The organism is Bacillus cereus G9842 (assembly GCF_000021305.1).
In the GTDB taxonomy this organism is placed as follows: Bacteria; Bacillota; Bacilli; order Bacillales; family Bacillaceae_G; genus Bacillus_A; species Bacillus_A thuringiensis_S.
Map to the genome: position 1 here is coordinate 34705 of NC_011774.1, position 13927 is coordinate 48631.

Sequence of the window (13927 nt, forward strand, 5' to 3'; positions counted from 1 at the left end):
AAGGATGTGGGTTCCATGGATATTAATCAATTTAAAGCGAGCTTACCCATAGATCTAAGGGTAAGTGTTGTTCTTCCAAAACAGAATGATTTTAAAGCTGACGATACTAGTAATGCATTATACTCGACTCATAGTATTGATAAAGAATATGAAAATAAAATACTAAACTATATTACTAAATTAAATCTTGATAAGGCTTCAAGGAGAGAAGAAATAGAAGAGTTAATTTGCAAGAAAGAATCCCTATTTCACACAGGAAAAAAGGTAATGCAAGTTAATCCTTTTAAATCTACATATATAGAACAAAAGAGATTGGAACAATTTCAAAACTTTGTAAGAACAGCTAATTATTATGTATTTAATTTTGAAATACATGGTGATAGTCAAGAACGTATAAAACCTTATGGTTTATCTGAAATTTCCTTAAATGAATATGATAAAAGTGGAAAACTATTAAAAGGAACAGGATTTAATGGGGTTATTCATCAGAATAAGGATGTAATAGAGTATTTGCAAAATAAGATAATTGGAATTAAGCATGATAAAAATATATATAACTCTTACAATGAATGGGAAAAACGATCATTAGTGAATTTAATGCGCTACTCGTCTTATAAAACAGGGGAGGATACTCCATTTTCATATACAGGGGGAGTAATTAAGCATCATTCTATTATCAAGTCTGTATTCGATTTTAATGACCAAATTGATAATGCAAAAATTGTTAAGCATATGAATCGATATATCCCATATATGGAGAGTGGACTAAACAATATGACTAAATTAGGTCACTCACCTAAAGAAGCAATGCAAGCCGTTATAAAAATAATGAATGCTAATAAAGAAAAATATTTTGTAAGTTACAATGGAAATAAATTTGATATGCAAGTTATGGATGCATTCGCTCAAAATTTAAATTTAAAGATCCCAAAAGGTGTTAAGTATTTAGATTATTTGAATGTAATTCGTACAGCTTATACGGATTCTAATGATTTAAAGAAAAAAATGAATCCGAAATATAATTCCCTATTAAATCCATATGATAAAGATAACTTAGTAGCTTATCAACATGTGTTAGGGAGTGATATACAAGATACTATACAGAATGCTACAGACTATACTGCAAAGTTAATTGCGAAATCAAGAAAACATATTTTAAATAAATTAGAATCAACTTATTCTCCAAGAGCACAACGTTTTAAGGTTCATAAAACAAAGATGAAATGGGAAGATAAAAAATTAAATAATGGTCAAATTTTATTTGCTTTAGGGGATGTACAAGTTTACCAAGACGATAATGACTCGTTTAAAGTAGGATTTGACGACGAAGGTCACATTATTAATAAATCTACCAGTGTCACTGAAACGATAATTAATGCAAAGACTTTGTATCAGTTTGCTGGTGTTCACGATATGAGTGATGGAGACGAGAAAAAATTAGCTTTTCGTTTCTTTAACCCGAAAAAGAATGAATTGTCTTATATAGTTAGAAAAGGAAAAAATGCTTTTTCGGAACTAAAAGATTTTATTTTTAATCGATTTTATGATGGGGAGAATATTAATCCGCAAAAAAAAATTGAAATTAAACATCAAAGTATGTCTAATCATGCCTATAAAAATTATAATAGCTTTTTTAGTTTAGATGGAACGGAAGAAAGTTTAAAAATTAGTAATGGTGAAATAGTAGAAAATAGAACAAATGGTTTTTTAGGTTTAAAGCGAATGCTTGAAAATGTCAAGGTTATGCAAGAGTATTTAGAAGGTGCCGGGAAAAGTCGTGCCGAAAAAATTAAAGAACTAATTAGAAATGGATATAGCAGAAAGCGTGCTAAAAAGGAAGTAGCCAGAATAAGTACGGCTACTAATATTATCAAAAAAATGGACTTTTATAGTTTATGGGATGATCATAAAAAGCAATATACCTTTAATGAATCTGAAAAGAATGCGTTCTTTAAAATGTATAAGAGATTGATAGATGAAAAACCATATTTAATTGAAACAGTACAAAAAATTGAAGAGACATTTCATTTAGATACTCAACGAACAGTAAAAAAATTGAATTTGGCAGATAGAAAAAAAGCACTAGAATCTATAAATCAAAAAAGAAATATTGCTTTAAATAAATATTGGCATTTACTTTCTGATAGAGCAGGAGTACCTAAGGAAGCTGACGTTGGAGTAAATGAACATCATTTTATTAAATTTGAGACTGAAGACTCTGCACGTAATAGCATCTATGATTATGTTCAAAGAGGCGTAAGAGATGGGAAGGATAGACAATCGTTAATCAAAGAGCGGCTAATGAATTTAGCGAAAAACTTAGAATCTCAAGGTAGGATAGATAAAAAACAAAGTAATAATTATACAAAACTAATTATGGATTCTGAATCCCCGAGGACAACAAGTGAAATTGCAATAGATATAAGTAAACTTAATTATGATAAAAACACAAAAGAAGGAATAATTCCTTCTATAAATGAAAATACAAAGAAACGTAGTCTGTTAGAAAATAAAGAAATCATTAAGCAAGCAATCCAAGCTACTGAAAAAATTTTTTTATCATTTCATGAGAACTCTATGTCGGAAAAGACAATAGAGTTAAGTAAACATTTAACGAAACACTTAGACATATTTGATAGAGAAAGATTTTCTCGGCTGGGCCTTAATAATTCTCAATATTTAGATAAGTTCGTTTCTGGTGTGAAAAAGCATGATTTTACAAAAAACATTACTTTTACTATGGATCCAAATAAAGCTATGAAATTATTTGTTTATGATAATCCAAATAATAAAAATGTACAAAAACAATTGCATTATGAAGTACAAGCAAATAATGCAGTAGAATTTATAATGCCGTTAATCAATAATAAGGTTCATCAAATAGATGGTTTTAATCTAAACATGCATAGTGATACAGGACTAAATTTAAATAGGGCTAAAAAAGCAGTGCAGGAATATACAGGGGAAACGGCTCATGTTATGAATGCAGCTAATAATGGCAACTATGAAGAAGCCAATAAAAGAGCTAAGCAAATATTTGAAAATGAGACAGAAAATATATCAAGTATTTCAAGAAGGATGAAACTTGGCGTCAGTAGTATGCTTAATGATATTAAGACGGTTAAAAAACATGAAATGTTTGAAAGTAAAGAAGGTAATAATCTATCAAAAGAATTTGAGTATATCAACCAAGATAGCTCCATTTACTATTTAAAGTCTCCACGTTTATATGAAGAGCAAGAAATAGTAAATAACAATTTTTTAAATGAGAAAGGGATTAATAAGGGTTTCAATAAGAAGCGTATTAAAACAGCAACAAGTTCTAAAGGTGTTACGGAAATCGTCAATCTAGATGCATTAGATAAAGTATTATTTGGATTTGAGGGAAATAACCAGCCAATACATGATTTATATGATGTCTTTAATTTGAAAGGTGAAGGCATAGGATTTTTAAAAGGAAAGACATTTGAACATAATCATTCAGAAATATTAAAAAGGAATTTTCATGAGTTCCGAAATATAATGCCTACTTTAGACCACCTATTCTATAAGAAAATATTAGTTACTGGGTTCAGTTCCCTACTAGAGCAATATAAAGATAAGCATGTATACTCAGGTACAATGTTAAGTCAAGATAAGGTAGAGAGTTTAACTGAAAGATATGAATACCATGAATTGGAGAATCAGCATAGATGTGGGTCAGAGTTTTCCATGGTTAGAAGAAATGATGGTATAGAACAGAAAGATAAAGCTATATTTAATCGTAATGAGAAAAATAACGTTAAAGAGATTAATCAGTTATTTACCCCATTGACCAATTTAGATGTTCCTGATGGAGATATTCAATTGAGAAAGTTTCCAAAGCATGTTTTAAGTATATATCCAAAAATAGACGATAGTATATCAACACCAACACCTATAGAGGAAGAAAATCAACTTTATGGTCAATTACAATTACAAGGTTTTGTAAGTAGACGAGATCATCATGGCATTAAAGGGTTAATGCATTCAAAATATATGTTATCTGATGATGTTTATAAAGTTAATATGAACATATTTAAATCGAGTTTATCTAATTTGATGGATTTTAATACTCTGTTGAAATTGCAAGATATATATAAAGAAAAGAAAGATACTGTCATTTCAAGAAATATGTCTGAAAAGATGGGATGGGGGTCCAAATTAGAGGGTAGTAAGCACAGGTATAATACAAATGTACATTATCATCATACCTTACATAACGGAATGCCATTTACAAAGATAATTATAAATAATGATGTGAACACAAGTGAAGTTTATAGAACTTTCTTGTCACCTATTCTTTCAGATACCGACTTCAAGAGCTATTATTCTTACATTAGTGGTTCGTTAGGTGAAAGTGAATATAGTAGGTCAAGTTTACAGAATGTGGTTGAAGATAATATGAAACATACTGGAAAAACTTTTGTAGATATCTCTAGAAAGATAGTCTCAAAGGCGGGTCAGATGACAAGAGACTCAGCAATTAACTTAAACGCATTTATAAATCGGGAATTTAGTAATATTCAGCAAATAAATGAAACAATGAAAGAATTTGGACATGGTCTAAAGCGAGAATTAATTGATGCGAAACGTGGGGCAAGGTCAACGGGACTTGAGATGATTAATGCAGCCTATAAACATGAGTTTAATTTAGAAAAATTAAATGAGCGCGAATATCTTAATGGGAAAGTTACACGGTTTAATAAAACCTCAGGAGAGTTTTCTAATTTTAGGCACAGGATGTTTGATAAGCATCAAAATATAGAGGTATCAAAAGGAAGTCTGGAAGGAATAAAAAGTGTTTCAGAATTGGCCCAAACATTAATGCAACAAAAAGGGGGAAATACGAAAAACCTTATTAATAGAATAAGAAATAAAGTTATTGATAAAGGGACAGGTATTGTATTACAAGCCTCTGAGAAAGCTAATGATTTATTAGATACAGTAAGAAATATGAATCAGGAAAAAACAATGAGAATGGGTGATGCACTTGCCCTAGGTGGAATAACATCGTACAATATTATTAGTGATAAAAAATCTGTAATGCATTACAATAGTTCGAGTCGTGGAGATTATGAATCAAGAAAGCAAGACCATGTACCATCGATAGAAATGCCAAATGAAAGTTATGTAAATCAAAATGCTTCCATCAGTATTCAAGCAACAGGAAGTAACATGGATAAAAAACAATTTTCTAATATAGTTGAACACAGTATGAGGGAAATAGGCATGAGTGCAGGACCAACTAGAATTACAGTGAATCATAATGACAACACAAAACAATTAAATCGTATTTGGTATAGAGATAAAGTACGACAAAATATGTAGGGGGAATGATTATGCCAGTTACTCAGAGAACTCCTTATGGGAGCTTGCTTGAACATCATTTACGCATAGGAGATACAGCGTTTTTTGTACCACCTACCGCGATTAGTATACACCGTCAAATGAAAAATGAACGTGTAAAAATTCTGCGTGCTAGAAATAGTTTACCTAAAGAATCGGGGCACTTTGACAGGGTGATTGAAATCACCCTGTTTTTCCCTGATAAAGATCATATGAATGAAGAACTTAGACCTTTATTATCTCAAGTAAAAAAATGTCCGTTTTTACCAATAGAAAATACATATTTAAATGATATTCATAAGATTGATGCGGTTACTGTTTCTGGAATAACGGTTCAAACAACACCGGGATTTCCACAAACTTTACAAGCTCAAATACAATTATATTCATTTGAGCCTTATTCATATATTTCAGATGATGAGGATAGAACATATGATGAGATGTTTGATTGGCCACTGTTTAGATGGCATTATCAAAGAAATTTAAATCCTCAAAATGCGAAATCTTTTCGTTCTTATTATGAACCTTTATATAAAGAATTAGATAATGATTTTAAATTTAGAATAGCCGCTGAAGATGATTTAGTTAAGATGAACAAATGGAATAATGAGAAGAAAAAACTGATTAAGAGTTATATTGAAGAGAAGCAAGAAGATTATCTGGATACAGGAAAACTAGAGAAACAATTCAATAAAGATATTGATGCATTTTATGAAAAGGCAATGTTTGAACATGACGTAGGTTACGAAGAGTGGGATTTACCTAACTTAACATTAACTGATTTGTCTATAGGATTTGAAAACACCATTACTTCTGTTCAACTACAACATGATGAATCTCCTACGCATCAGTATATGGGATCTCAGGATACAGTAATCACGGGAAAGTTTACTACTCATGATATGGAGTCTATTGCAAGCTTAGAAGGGCTAATGAGAAGAACTTCTTATTTAATTCGTACCTATCATAAAGAGATGGCGAATGGATTTCTAGATTTTGATAATCAGCTTGCAAGATTATTTGGAGTAAAAAATGTAACTATTGAAGATATGCAAACAAATACTGTGCCAGGAATGCCAGGGATGTTTGAAGTCACTTTAACAATGATTGCATACAATCGAGCAGAAAAAAAGATGAATGAGGTTAAATGGTTATCAGAGACTGCTAAATGGGATATTAATAAATTTGAGAATCAAGGAGTCTTGAGTCTTTTAACAAGCTTAAATCCAGCTACAATGTTTGAAGACGGAATAGGTGATAATCCATTAAATAGATGGGCTCAATTTTTTGCGGATAGACCGGCAGCGAAAGAAGCATGGGTGGGATTAAGATCATTCTTAGGAGGTTCTAATGTTCAAGCGGATGCAAAAAAACAAGCCATTTATGAGGAATCCATACAAAAGTTCTTTGCAGCGGCTGAAGTATATCCTGACTTAGAACTCCCTACTTATGGCGAAGTTGAGGAAGCTGGTTTTAAGGTAGAAAACTATAATAATGGTGTATTTGTAGATCCTGACTTTTTTATTAAGTACAAAAAAGGGACGTTATTCTTTGAGGATTTGGTTAATGTAGCACAACAAAATTATCAAACAGTATTGAGGGATGGTAAAGGCGGAGAAGCAAATATCAACGGTGGTAATATTGAGAATATAAATGATATTACATCTGAAGAATTAAAGAATAGTAGAAAAGACTATGAGGATGCAGTAGGTAAAAATAAAGTTAGTTATAGTGCTATCCCAGAAGAGCTTATTGATAAAAATAACCTTTCTGTGGCTCAAGCAGAAGCTCTTATTAGAGAAAAATCACAACAGTTTCATATTAATCAAAACTTTACAGTTGCATTTGCTAAGGCTCTAGATTCTGAATTAAAACAATTCTATGATGTAGGAACAAATACAAGGCAGGATAAAGTAGTAAATAGTAAAACAAGTTCTCCTACTATGATGAATAAAAACTTTAAATACTATGTAAATAACGATGGATCTATAGATGGAGAATACATTGGGATAATGAAAGTCAGAAAAATGTATGGTTCTAATGTAAATTTACTTGGTAAAAATATTGAATATAATGTTGAACAGGGTGTACGTAAGATGTCTCAATATTACACGGAACTAAACCAAATGCTTGCTAAATCAAATACGAGTGATAAAAAAATGTATCACGAAGAAAATGTATATGCTTGTTTTGGATTGAATACCAATAATGGTTGGGAGCAACAAAAGGTACGCTTTGCTGGGGTGGTTATGCTATATCTTGGTTATGATCGAGAATATGTAGATTTATTAAAAGATAATAAACAACCACCTAGAGAAGTTATCGACATTATTAATAAAGTGTTGAATTCATCTTCTTATAATCCAGAATGGTCTGATCAAACCATCAAAGAAAAAACAAAAGATTTACCTGTGAAAGATTTTAAAACCACAGGTCCAAACGGAAAAAAACAAGAACAAAACATGAAAGAAAGTGATTTCAAAGACGATAACCGAATACATACAGGTATGTTACATGACATGGTGAAATATGATATGCGTGGAAGATTAGTCAGAGCATTCCCTACATTTTTTCTGACATTTATTGATGAAGGAAAATATATGGGGACTGTTAAAATGTCCGATCAATTCTTTAATTATCAAGCTGTTATGGATATTACTTATACTAATAGCAGAAAAGAAGCTTCTAGTACATTGGCGATAGAGATGTGTAATATCTATGGAACATTGGATGACGCTGAAAAAGGTATGGATTTAACAAATACAAGTTGGTGTGAAGTCTTTAAAATGCTAACAATGCCTGGTGCGGTGGCTAAAGAAGCAGAGCGTTCACGACATAGGAACGCAAACTATTATAAGAGTATTATGCTGCGTACTGGCACACGTATTCATTTCAGAATGGGATATGGTTCAAACCCTATGAGTATGCCAACAATCATGAATGGAACAATAACATCTATTCAAAATAATGGGATTTCTCTTACAGTGATTGCGCAGGACGATGGAATTGAACTAACAAATAAAATTAGAGCAGATGTGAATGAAACTACAGAGGGTGGATTTTTATTTTCTAAGCAAGAACCAACAGAAATTGTAGATGAATTATTGACTGATTCAAGAGGCTTTTTTTCTAATCTTTGGGCTGGCTTATCTAATGATGAATTCCAAGAACATAGTTTAGGCATAATGCATTTTGGACATCAGCAAGCTCCACAAGGATGGGGTGAGCTTGGAGGATTCTTTGGAGGAGCAGCATTAGGGGCATCTGGAGGATTTCTAATTGGTGGACCAATGGGAGCAGCTATTGGCGGTGTTGCTGGAGGATTTATTGGTGGAGTAACATTTGGTAAGGATAGCCGAACTGTTGGAGAAATTAATATGAATATCTACCAAACCACGGGGCTAACAAACGAAGAGCATGATGGCTGGTGGAATAAAATTAAGGATGCATTTGGTATTGGGCAAGCAGATGAACCTGGTATTAATATTGGATTATTTGATAAGACCGTCTGGGATGTATTAAATATATGTGCGGCTGTTGGTGATGATCACATAGTTGCGGTTCATCCCTTTGGTTTTAGGAATACTATATTTTCTGGAAAGCCATATTTCCCGTTGCATTATGATTATGTTGTGGATGGTGAAGAAGTTAAAGGTACTGCTTTGAAGCCATTTAGACAATTCCATGTTTACGATAGTGCAACAAGTATTATTGATAATTCAATAGAGACTACTGAAGATAACATGTATACAGTAGCTGTTGGTTTATACATGAATGAAGGGGAGATGGATACAACCTCCCCAGTGTTTGTTGACACAAATATTTGGCCTGAAAAACAAAGAGTTGTAAACATTGATACGACAATGAATGCGCAAGGGGTTCGCATGATACAAAATATCCCTCTGATTGGTGGCTTACTAAATAAATTGCCTAAGTGGTATTACGATGAAGGAGTTGCTGTAAAAATAACAGCAGCAGGTTTAAGGGATTATGTAAAAGATATGTATGATGGCTATTTAACGGTTATGGGAGATCCATCTGTAAAGCCATTTGATCAAATGTGGATTAATGATGAGCATAATTCTATTTCAGGTCCTGCAGAGGTAAAGGAAGTAACACAAATTATGAATCATGAACAAGGGTATGTTACTTTAATCAAACCGGATGTTGTAGTTGTTAATACAGACCGCCGTGCCATGACGTTACTTGCAAGTGTCCAAGCATTAGCAGGTAGCGCATTAATTACCCATACGTTACGTAAAAAATTAAGAACTTCTAAATACGCAGGACATTTACCAATTATGAATGCTTTATGGTCTTCTACAAAAAATCGATTCGACAAGATGAAAGAGCGATTTGATACGAGCAAGCTAGGTCAAAAGTTTCAGGATAAGGTAACTGGTGGTAAGGCACCAAATGGCAAAGAGATAGCTGCCGCTGATGAATTGAGAAAAGGTGGTATATCTTCCAAAGATATTGCGAGATGGTCCAAGAATGGATTACTTGAACAACTTGCTAAGCTAACAGGAGAAGAAGGCACAAACAACTTAAAGAATATATTCCAGAATTCTAGAGAGTTTGGCTATAACAGTTTTAAAAATGTAAAGATGAAAGCTAAAGGAAGTGCTCTAATTGCAAAAGGTTCTAAATCCATAGGTAAGGTATTAAAAGGTGGGCGTGGTGTTGTAACGTCTCTTTGGGCAGGTGCGCACATAACGGCAGGGCCAATTGGTTGGCTAGGACTAGCCATAGAAGCTTTAGGAGTTCATATCCTTACATCAACAATTGGAGAATTTATTGAACGATGGTTATTTATGAGACAGGCATGTTTAATATCTCCATTACAAAAAAGCGGATTTGAATATACAGCAGGTATAAATGGACATAAGGGTTCTGTCATAGGGGATGCACCTGATTTTGTGCAAAAAATTATAACAAATGATGTTTCTGCATTCCTTCTAGGATTTATTGGTGTGGATGCTTGGCAATTTAGAAATGATAATCTTCAAGAGCAAATGGGGATAAAGTCGGATACACCTACAGAACAACCTATTGATCTAACTAAATTAGCGAGTAACTTTTATAATACATTTAAAAAACAAGTATCGACTTCAGAAAAACTGTTTGAACTTTATGATAAAGATCGCAAAGCAGCTTTAGAACAAATTAATAAGAGATTAGAATTGTTAGGAAAAAGGGATACAAAAGCAACATATGAAAAAGAAGAAACATCTTGGGAAGAATGGAAGAATAAAATTAAAAACAAAATAACCGGTTGGTTTAAAGATCTGTGGGATAAAGTTACATCCTTCTTTGGAAGCAAAGATGATGGTACTTGTGTTCCTGAGGGTGATGTACCGACAGATGGTAAAGCGAAAGGTCTTTCAAAATACTTTGATGTAATTGGTCCTAAGATTGAAGCTGAAGCAAAAGCACAAGGAATCGGATCGTATGCAGAGATATTAAAATCTTTAACTATGCAGGAGTCAGGCGGTAATTATCACAAACTCCCTGATGTGATGCAATCCTCAGAATCGATGGGAAAACCAATTGGGTATATTAAAGATGTAGATGCTAGTATTAAGCAAGGTGTAACGCACTTCAAGAACCAACTTGCAAGAGCAAAAGGTGATATCAAACTAGTATTGCAATCCTATAACTTCGGCGGTGGATTTATTGATTACTGTATGAGCAGAGGTGGAAAATACACATATGAATTAGCCTATAGTTTCTCAGAATCTATGGTTAAAAAAGTAGGTAGAATTTCAAGGATTCCACCAGGATACGGTGATTCTAAATATGTAGAACGAGTTTTACGTTACTATGATGGTAATTTGCCTGCTGGTGCATGTAAAGGTGGCGGGGCAGTTGGCGAAGGTTCTGGTGGTGCAAGTTCATGTCCACTTATAACAGGGAAAGAAGGGAAAAGTAAATATCACCTAGGAAGTGGTGGTGCTCCAGATATTATTGATTTACATAATTTATCTGGACGTAATTTTGGTTTAACGATTGTAGGAGGTGGCGGTACAAGTAAAGTTCGAAAAGCAACAGGTGAGTTGCTTATAGAAGTTGCTAAATTATATAAGGCTGCCACAGGAGATAGCTTTAATATTACAAGTGGATGGCGACCAGGTGATAATCAGTGGCATGGTACTGGTTGGGCTGCTGACATTGATACTCCAAATACAATGAGAGTTATTAATGGGAAAATGAGATTCCCAAATGGAACTGATAAAGAAAAGGCTAGAAAGCTTGTAGAGTGTTGTTTGAAAGCTGGCTTTAGAGGGTTAGTGTTTGGTGATTGGGATATTATTCAAGAAATGAATAGTAAATACGGAGACGGTGCAATGCAATATGATCCTAAAGGGCATTGGAATCACTTGCATTGTTCATATCCATTGTGCAGAAAATAAAAGGAGGAGTTGTTTGTGGGTATAGAAGCAAGCCAAGTAAGAAAAGATTTGCAAAATGAAGGAGCAGATAGAGCGTCAGAACGACGCTCTTATGGTCTTATTGGAAAAGTTGTTGATTATCATCCTAATACAGGTACCAAAAAGGCAGGTGGTGTTTGTAGGTGCGGTAGACATAAAGGGGAAAAGATAGAAGTATGGGAGCAACACACAGTTGATGTAGACGTTTTACAAGGAAATAAAATTCAAAAATTATATGCCGTCCCTTGTTTTGTTTATTCACAGGGGGTTATTGATAAAGGGTTTACAAAGAATGACCGAGTATGGATTCAGTTTATTAATGGTGATCCTAGTATGCCAATAGCTACAGCCTATTATAGAGAACCAGACCAAATAGAACTATTTTGGAATAATTTAAGCATACGTGTTGCTGGTTTCTTTGAGGAACTATTACCAGGTGGAGGGTTACTATGAGCTGGAAACAAAAGCTAACGGATCTAGATCTAAGAGTAACAGAAGATATTGATTTTCTCACAGAAACAGCAACTGAAGCGAAAGAGAATGATGTGGGCGTAATTAATTCTATTAGTGGTGCTGGCATATTAGCTAGAGAAAATGGGGATTTAGAAGGATATGCGGATTATGGATTGGGATTTCGTTTTAGTAGAAAGAAGCAGGCGCTTATGGTGTTTGCTCCAAGTGTGCACGTTTTTACACAAAACCTTCAAAAGCATACTGACATGAAAGTAAGTTCGTATATAAAAGATGAACTAAAAGACGTACACGATTTATTGCAGCTAAACAATAAAATTGAAAGCGGGAATTAGAGATGAGGAATTATAATGAATCTGATATTCGTTTTTATGATACTAAGAATGAAATCGAAGGGGATTACATGGTTAATGAATCAGGTGATTTTGCACTTACAGAGCAATATGAATCTGCTAGACAAGACATTACGAATCGCATGCATTCCCAAAAAGGAGAATGGCGATCTCATAAGTGGCTAGGTGCTGATTTAGAATTGCTAGAAGGAGAGCCAAACACTAGAGAAACAGGCTTGAGAGGTGTGGAACAAATTTATCAAACATTAACAGCCGATGGGCGATTTCAGATTGCAGATATAGATGTTAGAGCTGTTCCTACTAGCATAGAAGCAATAGAGTTCTTTGCTATATTAAGTACAGATAAAAAAGGGAAAGTAGTTGTTAAACAGCCACTAGAATTATAGGAGGTTTTCATGATGTTATTAAAACGTAGTGCGCAAGAAATTATAAGAGATGCTTGTGTTTCTATATCTGAGAATACGCCTATTACAAATTTCTCAGCAGGAAGTATTGCCCGTTCTATTACAGAAGCAATTGCTCCTGAAATTGGTTCAGGAGATGATCCTAAAAGAATATCGTTATATGATTTTGCACAAGAAGTATTAAATCAAGGATTTATTAGCAAAGCAACGAATGAGCATTTAGATTTAATTGGTGGACTGTTTAGTTATAAACGAAGAATGCATCAAGTTCGTGGATCTGATGGTATATTAACAGAAAAGTTAATAGATGATGATATGTATCGTGCAGAATTAATACAAATCGTTCCTGCATCAGCTACCGCAAACCATACAGCACTTAGATTAGCTTGCTTAACAGTGAATGGCGTAAGAGATGTAATTGGTAAAGAGTATACTCATGGAACGGGAAGTTTTAGTTTTATTGTGATACCCGAGTATGGATACGAGAAAGAAGAAGTGCTTCATAATGTAGGGGAACAAATATCAAAGATAAAAGCTTTTGGAAGTCGTCCTAATATCATTACACCAATTGAAATCCCAATTGATATAACGGTGCAGTTAGCATTTCATGAATCAACGAGCGCACAGCAAAAGTCATATATATCTTTTGAAACACAAAATAAACTTCAAGAACATTTCGGCAAATTCGAGATGGGACAAGGCTTTATTTACAATGACTTAGTGCAAGAGATTATGAATATTAATGATAAAATAGTTGATTTTGAAATATTAATGCTGCATTTAAATAATGAGGCAGTGCTCTTAACAAATCATAAGCTTTTGGAGGATGAACAAATTATACCTCAAAACATAAAGGTTATTTAGAACGAGATTTAAACGCCTTGATTATATGTTATCACAA

General features: G+C 33.4%; 6 protein-coding genes. All 6 read left to right on the forward strand.

From position 1 onward, the window contains the following. Window positions 1-15: 15 nt before the first annotated feature. From BCG9842_RS28570 to BCG9842_RS28595, 6 genes are read left to right on the forward strand one after another with little or no spacing between them, the layout of a single operon-like run. Window positions 16-5349 carry a hypothetical protein gene (locus BCG9842_RS28570; protein WP_000354067.1) on the forward strand — a complete coding sequence of 1778 codons (5334 nt, stop codon included), beginning with the start codon at window positions 16-18 and terminating at the stop codon, window positions 5347-5349. Between the two features lie 11 nt (window positions 5350-5360). Beyond that, window positions 5361-11780: a lysozyme family protein gene (locus tag BCG9842_RS28575; RefSeq protein ID WP_012614825.1), complete on the forward strand. Its 6420-nt coding sequence runs from the start codon at window positions 5361-5363 to the stop codon at window positions 11778-11780. Window positions 11781-11795: 15 nt separating this feature from the next. Beyond that, a complete protein-coding gene (locus BCG9842_RS28580; protein WP_000510552.1) occupies window positions 11796-12251 on the forward strand; it encodes a hypothetical protein in 456 nt (151 codons plus the stop codon). Next, window positions 12248-12604 carry a hypothetical protein gene (locus tag BCG9842_RS28585; protein ID WP_000118578.1) on the forward strand — a complete coding sequence of 119 codons (357 nt, stop codon included), beginning with the start codon at window positions 12248-12250 and terminating at the stop codon, window positions 12602-12604. Before BCG9842_RS28580 ends, BCG9842_RS28585 begins: the two co-directional genes overlap by 4 nt. A 2-nt stretch (window positions 12605-12606) precedes the next feature. Beyond that, window positions 12607-13008, forward strand: a complete 402-nt coding sequence (locus BCG9842_RS28590; RefSeq protein WP_001246993.1) for a hypothetical protein — start codon at window positions 12607-12609, stop codon at window positions 13006-13008. A gap of 12 nt (window positions 13009-13020) precedes the next feature. Further along, on the forward strand, window positions 13021-13890 hold the full coding sequence (locus BCG9842_RS28595; protein ID WP_000925104.1) for a baseplate J/gp47 family protein: 870 nt from the start codon (window positions 13021-13023) through the stop codon (window positions 13888-13890). Window positions 13891-13927: the final 37 nt, after the last annotated feature.